Below are 19,731 nucleotides of genomic sequence, written 5' to 3' on the forward strand. Positions count from 1 at the left end.
CGGGAAAGAGATTTTAGTGTCTCGAACCACATTAAAATTCAGAATAATTAAAAAATGTCTAGGAGGAAAATAAAATGAGTTTAAAACAAAATGATTTAACCATTTTTGCAGCGATTGAGAAGGAAGGACAACGTCAACATCAAACCCTGGAATTAATTGCATCAGAAAACTTCGTTAGCCCAGATGTATTAGAGGCAATGGGAAGCGTGATGACAAATAAATATGCAGAAGGTTATCCAGGAAAGCGCTATTATGGTGGATGTGAATTTGTCGATGTGGCAGAACAAGCAGCTATTGAGCGCTTAACAAAGCTTTTTGGTGCAAAATATGCAAATGTTCAGCCTCACTCAGGTGCACAAGCCAATTTCGCAGTTTTTTTCGCACTGCTGCAGCCTGGTGATAAAGTGATGGGAATGAACCTTTCACATGGTGGCCACTTAACTCATGGAAGTCCAGTCAGCGTTTCAGGAAAATGGTTTGAAGTTGTGTCTTATGGAGTTAGAGAAGATACTCAGTTAATTGATTATGATGAGTTGGAAGCTATCGCAAAGAAAGAAAAACCTAAATTGATTATTGCTGGGACAAGTGCCTATCCAAGAACGATTAATTTTGCACGATTTAGAGAAATTGCCGATCAAGTTGGTGCAAAACTTATGGTGGATATGGCTCATATAGCCGGGCTGGTAGCAACTGGTCTTCACCCATCCCCAATCCCATATGCAGATGTTGTGACAAGTACAACTCATAAAACATTGAGAGGTCCGCGGGGGGGGATCATTTTAACGAACGATGAAGAAATTATCAAAGCGATTAATAAATCTGTGTTCCCAGGAATTCAAGGCGGCCCACTCATGCATATCATTGCAGCAAAAGCGGTTGCTTTCAACGAGGCTTTACAACCAAGCTTTAAGGATTATGCGAAACAAGTCATTGAAAATGCTGCAACACTTGGCGAAACATTAAAAAATGAGGGTGCAGCCCTTGTTTCTGGTGGAACAGATAATCATATTGTCCTTTTAGATTTGCGTCCTTGGAATTTAACAGGGAAAGAAGCAGAGAAACTATTAGAAGAAGCGGGCATTACCGTTAATAAAAATACGATTCCCTATGATCCAGAAAAGCCATTTGTTACGAGCGGTATCCGAATGGGAACAGCAGCTTTAACGACTCGAGGCATGAAGAAAGAAGAAATGGTGAAAATTGGTGAAGTGATTGCAACTGTTCTAAAGAGTAAAGGGAATAAAGACGTTCTTCAGAAAGCAAGAGAAACAACCAAAGGGATTTGTGATGGTTATCCGTTATTTCAACAGCCCATTACTGTGTAAGAAAGGGGTAGCTCAATGGAATTATTCCTTTGCAGAAACCTGAGCAACTGCCATGGCAGCGAGATACTACTAGCAATAAAGAAACCTGTAACAGTTGAACTATTTTGCAAAAAATCATAATTGGGGGTAAATCATGGGTACTGAAACAGCATTAAAGCAAACACCGCTTTTTGAAGTATATAAAAAATACGGAGCAAAAGTTATTGATTTTGGTGGCTGGGCTCTGCCAGTTCAATTTACTAGCATTTTAGAAGAGCATGAAGCTGTTCGAACTGAAGCAGGACTTTTTGATGTTTCTCATATGGGAGAAGTACTTGTGGAAGGGAAAGATGCCGAGAGTTATATTAATTACCTTGTTACAAACGATGTAACAAAGCTTGGCATCAATCAAGCACAGTATACCGCAATGTGTTATCCAGACGGTGGAACGGTCGATGATTTATTAGTTTATAAATTAGGAAATGAAAAATATTTACTTGTCATTAATGCTGCAAACATTGAGAAAGATTACGAATGGATGAAGCAGCATGTAAAAGGAGAGATGGAGCTCCAAAATATTTCGGAAGACATCGCTCAGCTTGCCATCCAAGGTCCAAAGGCAGAAAGCATTTTGCAAAAGTTAACGGAAATAGATTTATCAGAAATTGGCTCTTTTAAATTTGCCCAACATGTCAACATCTCGGGGATTTCCGACGTACTTGTATCCCGTACAGGTTACACAGGAGAAAATGGATATGAGCTTTATTTATCTGCAGACAAAGCAGTAGCACTTTGGGAAAAGATCTTAGAAACAGGAGCCACGAGTGGATTAAAACCATGCGGACTTGGTGCACGGGACACGCTTCGGCTGGAAGCACGTCTTGCACTCTATGGCCAAGAACTAAGTAACGATATCAGCCCGCTTGAAGCAGGAATCGGCTTTGTCGTAAAGACGAACAAAGAAAGTGACTTTATCGGAAAATCTGCTCTTACAGAACAAAAAGAAACGGGATTAAAACGAAAATTAGTAGGGATTGAAGTAACAGGCCGGGGGATTCCGCGTCATGGTTACAAGGTAATTTCTAAAGATGGAGAGGAAATAGGTATTGTTACATCAGGAACACAATCACCATCTTTGAAGAAAAGCTTAGGTCTTGCCTTGGTATCAGCCGATCAAGCTGAAGTGGGGACACCGATAAAAGTGGAAATCCGAAATAAACAGATTGAAGCCGTTATTGTTAATGCACCATTCTACAAAAGGTAAGCGGAAATATTTTAATAGAGTTATCGTGTAGTTTTCATGAGTCGATATCCGTTACCTTGCATGCAGCCTAAAATCGACTACCTAAGAGCAAAATCACCTAATTACATTCTGAATTATGGGAATAGTTGAAAAATAAAAAAAGAAAAGAAAAGGGGAAAATACAATGACGAAATTATTATCAAGTTTACGATATAGCAAAGAACATGAGTGGGTGCAACAATTAGAAGGAAATCGTGTACGTATTGGAATCTCTGATTATGCACAAAAGGCGTTAGGTGATATCGTCTTTGTTGAAAATCCAGCGATTGATGATGAAGTAACTGTCAATGAATCGATGGGAACGATCGAGTCAGTTAAAGCCGTTTCCGAACTTTACTCACCTGTTTCAGGTACGGTAGTTACTGTAAACGAAGAGTTAGAAGGCGCTCCAGAGACGATTAACGAGCATCCATTTGAAGCAGGGTGGTTAGTCGAAGTAGAAATGTCCAATCCAGAAGAATTAGATTCACTTCTAAACGAAGATGAATATCAAGCATTTACTAATGAAGGAGAGGAATAATATGACAGCCACTTATAGATACCTTCCTGATACGAAACAGGACCAAGAGGAAATGCTCAAATTTTTAAATATTTCTTCTATAGATGAGTTATTTGAAGATATTCCAGCTGAAATTAGCCTGCAGGATGAGCTATACATTCCAGAGGCGGTTCCTGAACCGCTTCTTTTGAAAAAAATGAACCAGCTTGCTACAAAAAACAAAAATGCAAATCATTACCCAACTTTCCTAGGTGCGGGTACATATGATCACTATATTCCAAGTGTGGTAAATCATATGATTTCACGTTCCGAATTTTACACAGCTTATACACCCTACCAACCGGAAATCAGTCAAGGTGAATTACAAGCGATTTTTGAATTTCAAACGATGGTTTGTGAGTTGACAGGAATGGATGTGGCTAACTCTTCCATGTACGATGGTTTTACAGCGCTTGCAGAAGCTGCATCACTAGCCGTTGCATCTACAAGACGTTCAAAAGTACTTGTATCCAAAGCGGTACATCCTGAATCCCGTGCTATTTTACATACAGTAGCTGGCGGTCCGGGATACACAGCTGAGGAAGTAAATCTTGCTGATGAGGTTACAGATTTAGGGAAGCTGCAAGAACAAATCGATAAGGACACTGCTGCGGTAATTGTTCAATATCCAAATTTCTTCGGTTCCATTGAGGATTTAAAAGCAATTAAGAAAATTGCGGAAGAAAAAGGTGCCCTTTTAATCGTAAGCGCCAATCCTCTTGCACTAGCACTCTTGCAGGCTCCTGGGAAACTTGGGGCAGATATTGTGATCGGTGATATGCAGCCATTAGGAATCCCGATGTCCTTTGGTGGTCCACACTGCGGCTATTTTGCGGTAAGTAAGAAACTCATGCGCAAAATCCCAGGACGTATTGTAGGGCAAACAGCAGATGAAAAAGGACAACGTGGGTTTGTGTTAACACTGCAAGCACGTGAACAGCATATTCGCCGTGATAAAGCCTCATCTAATATTTGTTCCAACCAGGCATTAAATGCTCTTGCCTCCTCTATTTGTATGACATCACTTGGAAAGCAAGGGATTCGTCAAATGGCACAGCTAAACATTGAGAAAGCTGATTACATGGCGAAAACTTTAGAACAGAAGGGCTTTACCATAATCAATGAAGCACCATTCTTCAATGAGTTTATAGTCGGGCTTCCTCGACCGGTAAAGGAAGTCAATGCAAAACTTCTTAAGGCGGGTATTATCGGTGGATTTGATTTAGAAAGTGATTACGGCTTTGGAAATCAAATGCTGCTAGCTGTGACTGAGCAGCGAACAAAAGAAGAAATTGACCAATTTGTTGATGCTTTGGAGGCGATTGTAAATGGTTGAATATAATGAGTTGATTTTTGAAATAAGTCGTCCAGGACGTGTAGGTTCAAGTATTCCGGATAGTGACGTTGACTATGTTGATATAAATGACAAATTTCCAAAGCATTTAATTCGTGACGAACCGGCGGAGCTCCCAGAAGTATCAGAGTTGCAGCTTGTCCGCCATTACACAGCGCTTTCTAATAAAAACCATGGGATCGATAATGGATTCTATCCACTGGGTTCTTGTACGATGAAGTACAATCCGAAAATAAATGAAGATGTGGCACGTCTGGAAGGCTTTAGCCGCATTCATCCATATCAGCCCGTTGAAACAGTACAGGGTGCATTAGAAGTTTTATATGAATTACAAGAAGAGCTAGCTGTCATTACAGGAATGGATGCTGTAACTTTACAGCCATCTGCAGGGGCTCAAGGGGAATGGACAGGTTTAATGATGGTTAAGGCGTATCATTCTCAAAAAGGTGAAACCAGAACGAAAGTACTTGTTCCAGACTCCGCGCACGGTACAAATCCTGCAAGTGCAAGTGTTGCTGGTTTTCAAACGATCACGATCCCATCCGATAAAAATGGATTAGTTGATCTAGAAGAATTAAAGAAACATGTGGGACCTGATACAGCTGCGCTAATGTTGACGAATCCGAATACCCTTGGACTTTTTGAAAAAGAAATTGTGGAAATCGCCCAGGTTGTCCATGAAGCAGGGGGCCTATTATATTATGACGGAGCGAATGCCAATGCCATTTTAGGTAAAACAACACCAGGTCAAATGGGCTTTGACATCGTGCACTTAAATCTTCACAAAACATTTACGACGCCTCATGGAGGTGGCGGTCCAGGGGCAGGCCCTGTCGGTGTGAAAGAGAAACTTACTCCTTACTTGCCAGTGCCGCGCATAGAAAAAGAAGGTGATAAATATGTGCTGAACGCTAATTATCCGCACTCTATCGGAAGGGTAAAAGGGTATTATGGAAACTTCGGAATTCTCCTGCGGGCGTATACTTATATTCGCACGATGGGGCCTGTTGGGCTTCGCCAAGTATCAGAAAGTGCTGTGCTTCATGCTAATTACCTTCGTAAAAGATTGGAGCCATACTTTGAAGCGCCATATTTACAAATTTGCAAGCATGAATTTGTCCTATCCGGATCCAGACAGAAAAAGCTAGGTGTAAGAACGCTTGATATAGCAAAACGCCTGCTAGATTTCGGCTACCATCCGCCGACCATCTATTTCCCGTTAAATGTTGAGGAATGTTTGATGATTGAACCGACAGAAACAGAGTCGAAAGAAACACTCGATGCATTTGCGGAGGTAATGATTACAATTGCCAAAGAAGTGGAAGAAAACCCAGGGGTTGTTTTAGAAGCACCACATACTACAGTGATTGGGCGATTGGATGAGGTCCAAGCAGCTAGACAACCAATCTTGCGTTATTCCAAAGAGGAAGTAGTAGAGGAAGAAACGGTAAAGTCATAAATAAATGCTTGAACATGACCACCAAGGATGAAAATAAAGAGAAGAATCTCATTATTTCATTCATGGTGGTTTCATATAAGCGCGTGTAAAAAGGATGACAAAAAGAGCCAAGAAGTGCAAGGAGAAATAGCCTTGAGAACCAAAAAGTCAGAGGAGCGGAGAAACTCAATCAGTCTTTTTATAGGACTATTGAACAACCTCTTTAAAGCTAAAATTACATCTGCTCATAGGAGTGAGAAATAAAATGTCCATCAGTAATCTTCGTAAACCAGAATGGCTTAAAATTAAATTAAATACGAATGAACAATATACAGGCTTAAAGAAAATGATGCGTGAAAAAAAACTTCATACTGTTTGTGAAGAAGCAAGATGTCCTAATATTCATGAATGCTGGGCGGTACGAAAAACGGCAACTTTCATGATTTTAGGAAGTGTTTGTACCCGAGCTTGCAGGTTCTGTGCAGTTCAAACAGGGCTACCATCAGAACTTGATTGGGAAGAGCCCGAACGTGTCGCAGAATCAGTAAAGCAAATGAACCTAAAACATGTGGTGATTACCGCTGTTGCTCGTGATGATTTAAAAGACGGCGGAGCAAAGGTATTTGCAGAAACTGTAAAGGCAGTGAGGCGGCAAAATCCATTTTGCAGCATTGAAGTTCTCCCCTCAGATCTGAATGGGGAATATGACAGCTTAAAAACATTAATGGATACAAGGCCAGACATTTTGAATCACAACATTGAAACAGTAAAACGCTTATCCCAAAAAGTTCGTGCACGTGCAACATACGAACGTTCATTAGAGTTTTTAAGGCGGGCAAAGCAAATGAATTCCACTATCCCTACGAAATCAAGCATTATGATTGGTCTAGGAGAAACAAAAGAAGAAATTATGGAAACAATGGATGATCTTCGTGCTAACGATGTAGACATCATGACTATTGGTCAATATTTGCAGCCGACTAAACGACATTTGAAGGTCGAAAAATATTGGAGTCCAGAAGAGTTTGAAGAACTGAAAAACATTGCCATGTCAAAAGGGTTTAGTCATTGCGAAGCCGGTCCGCTTGTTCGCTCCTCCTATCATGCAGATGAACAAGTCCGTGCAACTAAGGCTAATGCGTAATCATTTTTCAATAATCCATTAAGAAAGGGGAGAATCAGATGATAGTCAAAATAAAGATAACAGAGGCAGCTATGAATAAACTGCAGGAAATGACATGTAAGGGTGCGCAAGTTCCTCGCATTGACGCTGATATTGCCGGCGGCTGCGGGGTGTCGGTGAAGTTCTCCCTCTTATTGGACGAGCCCCGCAGAAACGATGTAATTATTGAATATGAGGGAGTTCAGCTTAGATTAGATCATTTTACAAAACGTTATTTAGATGAAGAAACACAAATTGATTATATAGAAGATAGTGGCTTTATTGTTGGAGAAAGCTTTGCATCCAATGCATGTGCCATTGAAATAATTTAAAGTATCATGATCGTTTACCTATTAATAGAATAGATCGTGTTTAATAAGTTAGTTGTTATCTTAGACTATCGATATATCTCTATGGTTATGAAAACAAAAGGGGGTAGTATTAGGTGAATCAAAAATATGACGTTGTTATCATCGGTGGGGGCACCGGTGGATATGTTGCGGCCATTCGTGCGTCTCAATTAGGATTAAAAACGGCGGTAGTTGAACAAGGTAAACTTGGTGGAACATGCCTTCATGCAGGTTGTATTCCAAGTAAAGCATTATTAAGAAGTGCAGAGATATATTCGAATGCAAAAAATGCAGATAAATATGGTGTTATTGCACCGGAAGTTGGACTGGACTTCTCAAAAGTACAGGCCAGGAAAGAAGAAATTACTGAACGCTTATTTAAAGGTGTACAACATTTAATGAAAAAAGGGAAAATAGATGTGTTTGAAGGGAAAGGGAGTATTTTACAGTCAAGAGATGTTTTAGTGAGATTTAATAATGATGAACGGGAAACAATATTAAGCTCTCGAAATATTTTAATAGCTACAGGATCTCGTCCAAGGACATTACCCGGCCTAGAAGCAGATGGCGAATATGTGATGACATCGGATGAAGCGCTACAAATGAAAGAGCTCCCAAATTCCATCATTATTGTCGGCGGCGGTGTTATTGGAATAGAATGGGCTTCGATGCTTATTGACTTTGGATTAGAAGTGACTGTGATTGAGTATGCCGAGCGCATTTTACCGACGGAAGATAAAGATATTTCAAAGGAAGTACAGCGACTAATGAAGAAAAAAGGTGTGAAAATCGTAACAGGGGCAAAGGTGCTTCCAGAATCGTTAGAAAAAGGTGACGGTGTCTCTATAAAGGCGGAATATAAAGGAAAAGACACGTCATTTTCAGCAGAAAAATTATTAGTATCTGTCGGAAGATTAGCAAACATAGAAGGCATTCACCTTGAAAATACCAAAGTTGAAGTCGAACGTGTGATTCAAACAAATGAGTTTTATCAAACGAATGAGCCTAGCATTTATGCAATTGGAGATGTGATTGGAGGATTACAGCTTGCCCATGTTGCTTCACATGAAGGGATCATCGCCATTGAACATATGGCAGGAGAAAAACCAGTGCCACTTGATCAATCTCTTGTTTCCAAATGCATATATAGTAACCCGGAGGTAGCTAGTGTTGGGTTAACAGAAGAAGATGCGAAGGAGAAAGGGTATCAAGTAAAAACAGGGAAGTTCTCCTTCCGTGCGATTGGAAAGGCTCTTGTTTTTGGTGAATCAGACGGTTTTGTCAAACTCGTTGTTGAAGAAGAATCTAGTAAGTTGTTAGGAGCGCATATGGTTGGGCCACATGTAACCGATATGATTTCGGAAGCTGGTCTTGCACGAGTATTAAATGCAACAGCTATGGATATTGCGCATACGATACACCCTCACCCTACATTAGCGGAAGCAATTGGGGAAGCTGCCCTAGCTGTATATGGTAAGGAAATACACTCATAGATATAAAGGATAGTAAAAGAAGAGTTGAATACTTCTTCCTTCATGGGGGAAGGCGAACCATTTGATAGGTGGGAGAAGCAAGGTATCAAGTAGTATCACTATAAAAACTGGTGATGTGAAATCATGGAAGGAAAAGCGTCAGTCAGTAAAAAAATTTTAAGGTCCATCGCCCTCCCTCACCGTAGTTCAAGATTGCTAGAAATGAAATTGTAGTAACGGTATTGTTCGGACACCTATAGCGGTTGAGTTTAGCCATCATTCTGAATTCGAAAGTTTTTACATATTTTTATTACAAATTTAAAGGATGGTGAGAGTCCATTGTATCAAGTAGTGAATGTTAATCGTGCTAAATTATTAATATCTTGTCCAGAGAAACCAGGTATTATCTCGGCCGTATCTAACCTTTTATTAGAAAACAGAGCAAATGTTGTTCATTTTGACCAACATACGACGGATCCACAAGCTGGTATGTTTTTTATGAGAATCGAATTTGATTTAAACGACTTTGATGCTTCCTATGCAAAACTTGAAGAGGACTTACATGTGCTGGCCCAGGCTTATGCGATGGAATGGAGCTTAAGCGGCAATAATAAAAGAAAACGAATGGCCATCTTTGTATCCAAAATGGATCACTGTCTTATGGAGCTTATATGGCGTTGGAAATCGAATGAACTTCCAGTGGAAATTCCGATGGTGATCAGTAATCATCCTGATTTAAAAAAAATAGTAGAAAGTTATGGCATACCTTATTATCATATTCCTTTAGCTCATGAAACGAAGCAACAAGCAGAACAGAAAGCAATAGATCTATTGAAAGGGAAAGTAGACTTTATTGCCTTGGCTAGATATATGCAAATTCTTTCCCCAACCTTTGTATCGGAGTTCCCAAATCAAATTATTAACATTCATCATTCTTTCTTACCGGCGTTTGTCGGTGCAAACCCTTATGCGAGGGCCTATAACCGTGGTGTAAAGTTAATTGGGGCAACTGCTCATTATGTTACGAATGATCTTGATGAAGGACCCATTATTCAGCAAGATGTAAAGCGGGTTAATCATAGACATACAATCGAAGAATTAAAGGTTACCGGAAGTCATGTGGAAAGACAGGTTCTTGCCCAAGCTGTTTCTTGGCATATTGAAGATAGAGTTATTATTCATGGTAATAAAACAATCGTGTTTGAGTGAATACAATATTATGATGCTTCAAAGATAGGAGATAAACTTTACACTATTTTTAGAGATTTTTCTCTACTAATTCTATTAGAGCAGACAAAATCCTCGACCTTATGAGTATTTTGTCATATCTCAAAAGGGACATCATTACTATTTATTCCTATATTAATGCCACATTTCAATCTCTATTATAATTGAATTAATTCCATAAAAGGGTTTGCCTTCGTTTACCTAAACGAATAACAGCTTGATTCATTTTGTACATTTGTTGATTGAGCCGATTCACTGCTAATTTCGGAGGATTATAAATATAAACAAGCATTGTAAGTTCGAAATGTACTTTACCTTTTTCGCCTGTTCGATAACTGAAATTATTATTAGTTGAATAAACTCTTTTTTAAGCATTGACGCACTCAACGGCCGTTCTCGTCTTGTAAAGCTTTTTCCCTGCTTCTGACCCGTAATGTAACCGGGACGGCCACACCAATCGCAGTGTATGGAGTTTTGTACGATTTCAATGATCCTGTAAAGGTGACTTATCACAGCTGAGTTATGTGCAAGTTGTGAGAGATTCGGTAGGTTTCCTTGGCTTAATCGTGTTCAAAATTAAAAGATTAGGCTCTTTCACGAATAAGGGCGAAAGAAGAACAAAAAGCGGCATAATGAAGACGGTTAAACAAATCTTTTCCCAGAAAAGGGGCATATCACGATGAAATACAGATCTGCATTCGATATAATCGGTCCCGTCATGATTGGACCTTCAAGCTCACATACAGCAGGAGCTGCCAGAATTGGCAGAGTAGCACGGACATTATTCGGAAAGCAACCGAAGAAAGCCATTATTTCTTTATATGGTTCTTTTGCAAAAACATTCAGGGGACACGGTACAGATGTCGCTGTGGTAGGCGGGATATTGGATTTCGATACGGATGATGAACGAATCCCTGCCTCTTTAACGATAGCGGAAGAAGCCGGCATGGAAGTTACCTTTACAATCGAGGATACTGTGATGGATCATCCTAATACAGTCAAGATCAGACTGTTCGACGAAGATAAAGAATTGGAACTTGTTGGGATCTCGATTGGCGGCGGAACGATAGAAATAACGGAATTGAATACGTTCAAGCTTAAATTGTCGGGTGAAAACCCAGCCATTTTAGTCGTGCATAACGATGTGTTTGGAATCATATCTTCCGTTTCGACAGTATTGGCGAATCATGAAATTAACATTGGACATATGGAAGTTTCACGGAAAGAAAAAGGTCAAATGGCCCTCATGGTGATTGAAGTCGATCAGAAAATCAAGAGCGATGTCATGAAGGGAATTGAAGGATTGGAAAACGTGTCGCAAGTCATAAGGATGGTTGAATGATAATCAGTAAAAGTGTTGGCATAGATATGGAGGTAAAAACATGTTCCGAAATGTAGCAGAGTTGGTTGAACTTGCTGAAAGTAAAAATGTAAAAATCTCGGAAATCATGATTTTACAAGAAATGGAGTTCTCAAGCCTGTCGAGAGAACAGATCATTGAAAAGATGGACAGGAATTTGACAGTAATGGAACAAGCGGTGGAGAGAGGTCTGAAAGGTGTGCAATCCGTTACAGGCCTAACGGGCGGGGATGCCGTTCTTTTGCAAAATTATATCAAGTCGGGCAAGGCGCTTGCAGGCAATTTATTATTGGATGCCGTCAGTAAAGCTGTTGCGACGAACGAAGTGAATGCAGCAATGGGAATGATTTGTGCCACTCCGACTGCCGGTTCGGCAGGCGTTGTTCCCGGTACATTATTTGCCGTGAAAGAAAAATTAAACCCGACCCGAGCAGAGATGATCGAATTTCTTTTCACTTCCGCTGCCTTCGGTTTCGTGGTCGCAAACAACGCTTCCATTTCTGGAGCGGCTGGTGGCTGCCAAGCAGAAGTGGGCTCGGCAAGTGGAATGGCCGCGGCTGCGATAGTAGAACTGGCCGGCGGTACACCGAGCCAAGCCGCAGAAGCGATGGCGATCACATTGAAAAATATGCTTGGACTGGTTTGTGATCCAGTGGCTGGATTGGTTGAAGTTCCTTGCGTGAAACGTAACGCAATGGGTGCATCCAATGCGATAACGGCAGCTGATATGGCACTTGCAGGCATTACGAGCCGCATTCCATGTGACGAAGTTATCGATGCCATGTATAAAATAGGATTGACCATGCCGGTTGCACTTCGTGAAACAGCAGAGGGCGGGCTGGCTGCGACTCCTACTGGGCGTAGATTGGCAAAGGAAATTTTCGGTTCATATAAATAAACCTATACCTTGAGCTCAGTTATGAAATCACGTCCAACAAAGTTTAATTGAAAAATTGGAACAAAAAATTCAATCCTTAAAAAAGGATAAATTATAAAGTGGAAGAAAAAGTCTTATTTCGTGTTAAGCCTGAGTCTTTTAATTGCCTGTGTAGTATGGAGCCAGATGGGAGCGTTTTTGGTACACATCTTTTTTGGATTAAATATTAAAGCAAATAATTAAATAACTACTGTTAAACATAAGTATAAAATGTAAATTTCACAACGCGAAGAGTGAAGATTCCCATTTAATTTTTTTTCGTTGGCATCCTTTCTGAAAAAAGAACTAGCAATTAGCTAGTTCTTTTCCATATCAAAACTTCTCCTATATCTTTAGTCTAAACCATACACATAAACATTTGTCCTGCGAAAATAGGTCAGACCTTTTGAACGGGAACTTGAATTTCAAAGGTAATCTCGTTTGGTTTATCTGTGATCGTAATATCAACATGCATAATTTGCAGCGCATCGCCGGTAATTTGATAACCACCTTCATCAAGATAATCAAATATTTTACTCAAGCTTTCGCTTCGGTTCCATAGTAATTCTCCGTTATATCGGATACACGCAAATAACCCAGCCGGAACGATCCGTTGGTACTGTTTTGGTATTTTTTCTTTACTTTTTGCCACAACGAAAATGACTGATGGTTCTTCAAAACGTTTAGTTCTAAGATCCGCTTCCTGGATGAGAATGCCTAGTCTGTTACTGGCCAGAATCGGTGTCTTCTCAGCAAGCATATTTTCTAGCCTTATAACACCATAACAGAGTTCCAAATTAGTATTGATTTTTTCATTCAATGTAATTAACTTCCTGCGTCCTAATTCACGAAACATAACCGTTTGAAGTTCCTTTTCTCTTGCTACGTGATCCAAATATACAATTTTTTCCCGGATATTTTCCTCCAAGTCTGTTAATTCGTTCAGCTTTGAAACAAGATCTGCGTGCTTTGCTTTAAGAATGTCCAAAGACTTACTAAAATTGCGTTCATTGAAATAATCCTTTATTTCGTCCGTACTCATTCCAAGTTGCCGTAATTCTTTGATGGTTCCTAAAACCTCGTACTGGAAAATAGAATAATAGCGGTATCCCGAATGTGAATCGATATATTGCGGCTTGAATAAGTTAATCCGATCATAATGGCGCAAGGTCTCCGCAGTCATCCCTCGTAACTTTGCCATCTCACCAATTGTTAATTTTTCTTTCAGTTTAATCGCCCCCTTAAAAAATATAATACAGGTGTTGACCTTTGTGTTACAACAACCTTTATAATCAAAATACACAATAATTTAAATCTTCTGAGTATTCTTTATAAATGTGAGGGAGCTGATTATGAAACGGAAGAAACTTGCTAGAACACTTACTTTGTCACAGGTTGTTTTTTTAGGGATTGCTTGGAATAACCCCATGGTATTTTTTAATACCTATGGAATAGCTACCGTAACCTCACATGGTGTAATTACGGGTGCGTACATTATTGCATTTCTAGCGATACTGTTTACAGCCCTCAGCTACGGAAAGATGGCAAAAGCATATCCTATCTCAGGTTCAGCTTATACATTTACTCAAAAGTCTATTAATTCTGAAGTTGGGTTTCTTGTAGGTTGGACAATTATGCTTGATTATATTTTAACACCTATGGTGACGTGTTTGATGTCCACTGTCTTTTTAAGTGCAGTGTTTCCAGGGATTCCACATTATGTGTGGATTATTCTTTTAACTACTATCATAGTTGTACCAAGCATACTAGGGGTAAAGACATCAGCATCCGCAAGTAAAATTTTCGTTATTGCTCAAATCATTTTCGTTTGTTTTTTCTGGATATTAACCGTCAAAAATTTATTAGATGGAGTTGGGACAGGAACTCTTTTCTCGAGTAAACCATTATTCAATTCAGAGGTTCCCTTGTCAGTAATCTTAGCAGGCTCTTCAATTCTTTGTTTTAGTTTCCTTGGTTTTGACTCACTTACTACCTTGTCAGAGGAAACAATCAATCCTGAAAAAACCATCCCAAGAGCTATTATCATAATGTTGCTATTAATAGGGGTTTTGTATATTGGCTCATCCTACTTAGCACAATTGGTCTATCCGGGTTTTTCATTTGAAAACACTGATTCAGCAGCCATGGAAATCGCTATACTTGTTGGAGGAAACCTATTTAAATCATTATTTATTACTGCGGTAATTATTGGTAACTTTTCTTCAGGAGTTGCTTCAATTACAAGCGCATCACGTGTGTTATATGCAATGGGCCGGGATTCAGTATTGCCTGAAAATCTATTTGGTTATATTCATCCCAAATTTAAAACACCGTCACACGGTATTATCGTGATAGGAATAATTTCTTTACTAGGCGTCGTGTTAACTCTGGAGCAAGTCATCAAGTTTATCAATTTTGGAGGGCTCATTGCTTTTACATCTGTTAATCTATCTGTCATCGCCCATTATTTTATAAAAAATCAGAAACGATCTTTTAACGATTGCATAAGGTATTTATTTTTACCGTTCATTGGCGCAGTATTTACTATGTGGTTATGGTCACATTTAGAAATAGAGGCATTGATTCTTGGAGGCATTTGGGTGATATGTGGCTTAGCATATCTTCTTTATATGACAAATTTTTTCCGCAAGCCTCTTCCTGAGTTTCATTTTGATGAGGAGATCATTCCTCAAGAGGTAGAAGATATGAATGAAAAAATTCTTTCCCAAAAGGTAGAAGACTTTTAATCCGTTTTTTACACTGAAGTAAGTATATGTAACTAAAGGAGGTGTGAATATTTTGAAAATAAGGAAAAATGAAAGCGTTACCTATTTTTAAAGCGGGATTGTTAAAGTAAGAATAACGAACAGGAGGTTTTTTCAAATTGTTGAAGCTGAAAAAGTTTATAAACGGTGAGTGGATGGATTCTTTGAGTAAACAAACGAGTAATGTTGTTAACCCCGCAAACGGCAAGATCATTGCGGAGGCTCCCAACGGAAATGCAGAAGATGCCCGGATGGCCATTGATGCGGCACGAACCGCATTTGATTCCGGGATTTGGTCAGACCTGCAGGCTTCGGAACGGGCTTCCTATTTATTTAAAATAGCAGAGAAAATTGAAGAACATGCATCTGAGCTTAGCCAACTTGAAACAGCCAATACCGGAAAACCTCTTAAAGAAGCAGAGTTTGACATTGCGGATGCAGCGGATTGTTTTCGTTATTATGCCGGCTTAGTCACAAAACCGGACGGCCAAACGTATCCTGTTTCCGGTCCTGTACAGGCCATGGTTGTTCGAGAGCCGGTAGGGGTATGTGGACTGATCGCTCCGTGGAATTTTCCTTTACTGACTGGAGCTTGGAAAATAGCCCCTGCCCTTGCTGCAGGAAATACGATTGTATTTAAAACATCCGAGGTCACTCCGATTACAACTACTAAATTATTTGAGATTATCGAAGAAGTTGGCATACCAGATGGCGTTGCAAATCTAGTTATGGGTGGTGGTGCAACAGTAGGAAATGAACTAGCGGAAAGCGATAAAGTTGATATGGTTTCGTTCACTGGCAGTACATCGACAGGCAGAAGCATCATGAAAGCAGCAGCTGGAAATATTAAAAACATTGCACTCGAATTAGGCGGCAAGTCACCAAACATCGTTTTTGCCGACGCAGACTTTGAGACAGCTCTAGATTATGCTTTATATGGTATTTTTGTCAACGCCGGCCAAATTTGTAATGCAGGATCGCGTTTGCTGCTGGAAGAGAGCATTCACGACAAGTTTATCGATAGCCTGATAGAGAAAGCGAAAAAGATCCGGGTCGGCCCTGGTGATCATCCGTCTACACAAATGGGTGCTCTTGTCAGTGAAGCACAAATGAATAAGGTACTCCAATACATTCAACTTGGCATAGAAGAAGGGGCGACATTAGCCTGCGGCGGCAAGCGTATCACAAGCAATGGACTTGAAAAGGGCTATTTTGTTGAGCCGACGATATTTGTTGATACCAAACCGGACATGAGAATTGTTCAGGAAGAAATATTCGGGCCAGTACTTACCGTGCAAAAATTTAAAGATGAAGCGGAAGCCATCCAGCTTGCCAATGATACTCCATACGGCCTCGCAGCAGGTGTATTTTCACAAGACGGCGCGAAGGCTTTAAGAGTGACTAAGAAAATAAGAGCCGGAATTACGTGGATTAATGCTTATAATCTAGCCTATAATGAAGCACCGTGGGGAGGCTACAAACAGAGCGGAATTGGCCGTGGGTTAGGAACTTTTGGTTTGGATGAGTTTAGTGAGGTAAAACAAATCAACATTAATTTAGAAGTGGAGCCAACCAAGTGGTTTGATCATTAAAAATGGATAAGTAGAAATAAAAAAGTAAAAGAGTGTGAGTCACTATACTATTACAATATTTGAAAAATTGAAAGGGGAAATTAATCATGATCTGGGATTTTAATTTCAATATTCCTACCTCTATAGAGTTCGGGAACGGAAAAGTTAAAAATATTGGGAAAAGAGCAAAAGAGCTAGGAGGAAAAAAGGCACTTCTTATTACCGATAAAGGACTGGCGCAAACTGGAATTTTACAAAAGGTTACCGATTCGTTAGACCAAGAAGGTGTCAATTATATTGTTTTTGATGAAATTACTCCTAATCCAAAAGATGTAGATTGCCATAGAGCCTATCAACAATTTAAAGACGAGGAAATAGATCTTTTGATAGGTCTTGGCGGCGGAAGTTCGATGGATACAGCAAAAGCAATTGGTACACTTTTAACACATGGAGGAGAGCTTAGAGATCGTTACGGTTTTAATTTACTAGAGAGAGAAATCACTCCACTTATTTGTATTCCTACAACTTCAGGTACTGGAAGTGAGGTTACAACAGGTTCTGTCATTACAGATACAGTTACAAAACAGAAAGAGGCTATACTTGACATTAGACTGGCTCCGAAACTAGCAATTTTGGATCCTGAATTAACTCTAACTCTGCCTAAATCTATTACTGCTGCTACCGGAATGGATGCACTTACACATGCTATAGAGGCTTATACCAGCAATATTGCTGAACCGATTTCAGATGCTCTCAGTCTTTATGCAATTGAATTAATTGCTAAGTACCTTCCGTTAGCTGTAGAAAATGGGAACGACTTAGAAGGACGGAAAAATATGCTTGTAGCCAGTTTAATTGCAGGTATGGCATTTAATCACGCGGATCTTGGTGCTGTACATGCTATGGCTGAACCACTTGGAGGTCTATATGATACTCCACATGGGGTAGCAAATTCTATCTTTCTTCCACATGTTTTTGAATTTAATATTCCTTCAAACCCTGAAAAGCATGCAATTGTAGCTGAAAAACTTGGAGCAAATAAAGAAGGTAAAACAATTGAAGAAACTGCCTATGAAGGTGTTGTATTGTTAAAAGAGCTTGCTCGTAAAATTGGCATTCCTGATTTTCGAGATTTAAATAATGTCAATCCTGAAGATTTCCCATTCCTTGCTGAAGGGGCAGCAGTTCATTTATGTACACAGACGAATTCAAGAAAAGTGACACGCGAAGATTATTTGGCATTATTCCAAAAGACTTATGAGGCGAAAAACACAACATTAATTTAAAAATTTAACTAGATTAATGTTGATCTAGAATTTTTGAATCGGCGGTCGGCTTAATGGGAGTGTCAATTGGGCGGCCGCCATGGTTTACAGAAAACATGCGTATGCCCACTTGCTGCGGGTACATAATTAGCTATTTATGGATATGAGATTGCTATAAAGTAAGAATAACGAACTGGAGGTTTTTCAAATTGCATAAGTTGAAAATGTTTATAAACGGTGAGTGGATGGATTCTTTAAGTAAACAGAAGAAAAATATTGTAAATCCGGCAAACGGCAAGATCATTGCAGAGGCTCCCAAGGGAAATGCAGAAGATACCCGAATGGCCATTGATGCGGCGAGAACCGCATTTGATTCCGGGATTTGGTCAGATCTGCCAGCTTCAGAACGGGCTTCCTACCTATTTAAAATAGCGGAGACACTTGAAGAACGTGCATCTGAGCTTAGCCAGCTTGAAACAGCGAATACCGGAAAACCTCTTAGAGAAGCGGAATTTGACATTGCGGATGCAGTGGATTGTTTTCGATATTATGCCGGTTTAGTCACTAAACCCGATGGACAAACATACCCGGTTTCCGGTCCTGTACAGGCTATGGTTGTTCGGGAGCCGGTAGGGGTATGCGGACTAATCGCTCCATGGAATTTCCCTTTACTGACAGGAGCCTGGAAAATTGCCCCTTCCCTTGCTGCAGGAAATACGATTGTGTTTAAACCAGCCGGGATCACTCCGATTACGACTGTTAAATTATTTGAGATTATCCAAGAAGTCGGCATACCGGATGGCGTTGCCAACCTAGTTATGGGCGGCGGGGGAACAGTAGGAAATGAACTAGCGGAAAGCGATAAAGTCGATATGGTTTCGTTCACTGGCAGCACAGAAACAGGCAGAAACATCATGAAAACAGCAGCTGGAAATATTAAAAACATTGCACTTGAATTAGGCGGAAAGTCACCTAACATCGTTTTTGCCGACGCAGACTTTGAGACAGCCATGGATTATGCTTTATATGGAATTTTTGTCAATTCCGGCCAAGTTTGTAATGCAGGATCTCGTTTACTGCTTGAAGAGAGCATTCATGACAAGTTTATCGAGAGACTGGTAGAGAAGGCGAAAAAAATCCGGGTCGGCCCTGGCGATCAACCGTCTACAGAAATGGGGGCGCTTGTCAGTGAAGACCATATGAATGAGGTGCTCAGCTATATTCAACTAGGTATAGAAGAAGGGGCGAAACTAGCCTGCGGAGGCAAGCGTATCACAAGCGTGGGGCTTGAAAATGGTTATTTTGTTGAGCCGACGATATTTGTTGACACTAAACCTGACATGAGAATTGTACAGGAAGAAATATTCGGTCCGGTACTGACTGTGCAAAAGTTTAAAGATGAAGCGGAAGCCATCCAGCTTGCGAATGATACCCCATACGGCCTCGCAGCAGGTGTATTTTCCCAAGACGGTGCGAAGGCATTAAGAGTGATTAAGAAAATAAGAGCCGGAATTACATGGATTAATGCCTACAATCTAGCCTACAACGAAGCACCGTGGGGAGGCTACAAGCAGAGCGGAATTGGCCGGGGGTTAGGAACTTTTGGTTTAGATGAGTTTAGTGAGGTAAAACAAATCAACATTAATTTAGAAGTGGAGCCAACCAAGTGGTTTGATCATTAAAAATGGAGAAGTAGAGATAAATGA

16 protein-coding genes are annotated in these 19,731 nt (G+C 40.1%); 15 read left to right on the forward strand and 1 reads right to left on the reverse strand.

Translation table 11 applies throughout. The features are described from left to right. Positions 1-74 precede the first annotated feature (74 nt). The 11 genes from glyA to sdaAA all read left to right on the forward strand — a co-directional run bounded on the left by glyA (position 75) and on the right by sdaAA (position 12,406). Positions 75-1,325 carry a serine hydroxymethyltransferase gene (glyA, locus tag AC3ISB_RS13025; RefSeq protein WP_489276683.1) on the forward strand — a complete coding sequence of 417 codons (1,251 nt, stop codon included), beginning with the start codon at positions 75-77 and terminating at the stop codon, positions 1,323-1,325. A gap of 133 nt (positions 1,326-1,458) precedes the next feature. Beyond that, positions 1,459-2,568, forward strand: a complete 1,110-nt coding sequence (gcvT, locus tag AC3ISB_RS13030) for a glycine cleavage system aminomethyltransferase GcvT (protein ID WP_489276685.1) — start codon at positions 1,459-1,461, stop codon at positions 2,566-2,568. Between the two features lie 163 nt (positions 2,569-2,731). Further along, the gene (gene gcvH / locus AC3ISB_RS13035; protein WP_489276686.1) at positions 2,732-3,127 is read left to right on the forward strand and encodes a glycine cleavage system protein GcvH; all 396 of its coding nucleotides are present in this window, start codon (positions 2,732-2,734) and stop codon (positions 3,125-3,127) included. Between the two features lies 1 nt (position 3,128). Continuing rightward, a complete protein-coding gene (gene gcvPA / locus AC3ISB_RS13040) occupies positions 3,129-4,481 on the forward strand; it encodes an aminomethyl-transferring glycine dehydrogenase subunit GcvPA (protein ID WP_489276688.1) in 1,353 nt (450 codons plus the stop codon). Next, positions 4,474-5,958 carry an aminomethyl-transferring glycine dehydrogenase subunit GcvPB gene (gene gcvPB, locus AC3ISB_RS13045; RefSeq protein ID WP_489276690.1) on the forward strand — a complete coding sequence of 495 codons (1,485 nt, stop codon included), beginning with the start codon at positions 4,474-4,476 and terminating at the stop codon, positions 5,956-5,958. Before gcvPA ends, gcvPB begins: the two co-directional genes overlap by 8 nt. A 244-nt stretch (positions 5,959-6,202) precedes the next feature. Beyond that, entirely contained in the window at positions 6,203-7,081 is an 879-nt protein-coding gene (gene lipA, locus AC3ISB_RS13050) for a lipoyl synthase (RefSeq protein WP_489276692.1), read from the forward strand. Between the two features lie 38 nt (positions 7,082-7,119). Continuing rightward, entirely contained in the window at positions 7,120-7,431 is a 312-nt protein-coding gene (locus tag AC3ISB_RS13055; protein WP_430098229.1) for an iron-sulfur cluster biosynthesis family protein, read from the forward strand. Positions 7,432-7,544: 113 nt separating this feature from the next. Further along, complete coding sequence (gene lpdA / locus AC3ISB_RS13060) at positions 7,545-8,942, forward strand: dihydrolipoyl dehydrogenase (RefSeq protein ID WP_489276694.1); 1,398 nt, start codon at positions 7,545-7,547, stop codon at positions 8,940-8,942. A 318-nt stretch (positions 8,943-9,260) separates the two neighbouring features. Continuing rightward, on the forward strand, positions 9,261-10,130 hold the full coding sequence (gene purU / locus AC3ISB_RS13065; protein ID WP_098372273.1) for a formyltetrahydrofolate deformylase: 870 nt from the start codon (positions 9,261-9,263) through the stop codon (positions 10,128-10,130). Positions 10,131-10,827: 697 nt separating this feature from the next. Continuing rightward, positions 10,828-11,490 (forward strand): L-serine ammonia-lyase, iron-sulfur-dependent subunit beta, encoded by a 663-nt coding sequence (gene sdaAB, locus AC3ISB_RS13070; RefSeq protein ID WP_489276696.1) that lies wholly within the window; start codon positions 10,828-10,830, stop codon positions 11,488-11,490. A gap of 40 nt (positions 11,491-11,530) precedes the next feature. Then, positions 11,531-12,406: an L-serine ammonia-lyase, iron-sulfur-dependent, subunit alpha gene (sdaAA, locus tag AC3ISB_RS13075; protein ID WP_489276698.1), complete on the forward strand. Its 876-nt coding sequence runs from the start codon at positions 11,531-11,533 to the stop codon at positions 12,404-12,406. Positions 12,407-12,821: 415 nt separating this feature from the next. On the opposite strand, the gene AC3ISB_RS13080 is transcribed toward sdaAA, so the two are convergent. Beyond that, a complete protein-coding gene (locus AC3ISB_RS13080; RefSeq protein WP_141994878.1) occupies positions 12,822-13,625 on the reverse strand; it encodes a MerR family transcriptional regulator in 804 nt (267 codons plus the stop codon). A 151-nt stretch (positions 13,626-13,776) separates the two neighbouring features. On the opposite strand from AC3ISB_RS13080, the gene AC3ISB_RS13085 reads away from it, so the two are divergent. The 4 genes from AC3ISB_RS13085 to AC3ISB_RS13100 all read left to right on the forward strand — a co-directional run bounded on the left by AC3ISB_RS13085 (position 13,777) and on the right by AC3ISB_RS13100 (position 19,707). Beyond that, positions 13,777-15,171 (forward strand): APC family permease, encoded by a 1,395-nt coding sequence (locus AC3ISB_RS13085; RefSeq protein ID WP_201253574.1) that lies wholly within the window; start codon positions 13,777-13,779, stop codon positions 15,169-15,171. A gap of 137 nt (positions 15,172-15,308) precedes the next feature. Beyond that, positions 15,309-16,781, forward strand: a complete 1,473-nt coding sequence (locus tag AC3ISB_RS13090) for an aldehyde dehydrogenase family protein (protein ID WP_489276699.1) — start codon at positions 15,309-15,311, stop codon at positions 16,779-16,781. 86 nt (positions 16,782-16,867) lie between these two features. After that, the gene (locus AC3ISB_RS13095; RefSeq protein ID WP_489276700.1) at positions 16,868-18,046 is read left to right on the forward strand and encodes an iron-containing alcohol dehydrogenase; all 1,179 of its coding nucleotides are present in this window, start codon (positions 16,868-16,870) and stop codon (positions 18,044-18,046) included. A 188-nt stretch (positions 18,047-18,234) separates the two neighbouring features. Beyond that, entirely contained in the window at positions 18,235-19,707 is a 1,473-nt protein-coding gene (locus AC3ISB_RS13100) for an aldehyde dehydrogenase family protein (RefSeq protein WP_489276702.1), read from the forward strand. Positions 19,708-19,731 lie beyond the last annotated feature (24 nt).

Source organism: Peribacillus sp. GL_122, from assembly GCF_057835005.1.

Bases quoted from the DNA above. Each gene is read 5' to 3' on its own strand.
- glyA (WP_489276683.1), top strand. From the start codon at position 75: ATGAGTTTAAAACAAAATGATTTAACCATTTTTGCAGCGATTGAGAAG.
- gcvT (WP_489276685.1), top strand. From the start codon at position 1,459: ATGGGTACTGAAACAGCATTAAAGCAAACACCGCTTTTTGAAGTATAT.
- gcvH (WP_489276686.1), top strand. From the start codon at position 2,732: ATGACGAAATTATTATCAAGTTTACGATATAGCAAAGAACATGAGTGG.
- gcvPA (WP_489276688.1), top strand. From the start codon at position 3,129: ATGACAGCCACTTATAGATACCTTCCTGATACGAAACAGGACCAAGAG.
- gcvPB (WP_489276690.1), top strand. From the start codon at position 4,474: ATGGTTGAATATAATGAGTTGATTTTTGAAATAAGTCGTCCAGGACGT.
- lipA (WP_489276692.1), top strand. From the start codon at position 6,203: ATGTCCATCAGTAATCTTCGTAAACCAGAATGGCTTAAAATTAAATTA.
- AC3ISB_RS13055 (WP_430098229.1), top strand. From the start codon at position 7,120: ATGATAGTCAAAATAAAGATAACAGAGGCAGCTATGAATAAACTGCAG.
- sdaAB (WP_489276696.1), top strand. From the start codon at position 10,828: ATGAAATACAGATCTGCATTCGATATAATCGGTCCCGTCATGATTGGA.
- sdaAA (WP_489276698.1), top strand. From the start codon at position 11,531: ATGTTCCGAAATGTAGCAGAGTTGGTTGAACTTGCTGAAAGTAAAAAT.
- AC3ISB_RS13080 (WP_141994878.1), bottom strand. From the start codon at position 13,625: ATGGCAAAGTTACGAGGGATGACTGCGGAGACCTTGCGCCATTATGAT.
- AC3ISB_RS13085 (WP_201253574.1), top strand. From the start codon at position 13,777: ATGAAACGGAAGAAACTTGCTAGAACACTTACTTTGTCACAGGTTGTT.
- AC3ISB_RS13095 (WP_489276700.1), top strand. From the start codon at position 16,868: ATGATCTGGGATTTTAATTTCAATATTCCTACCTCTATAGAGTTCGGG.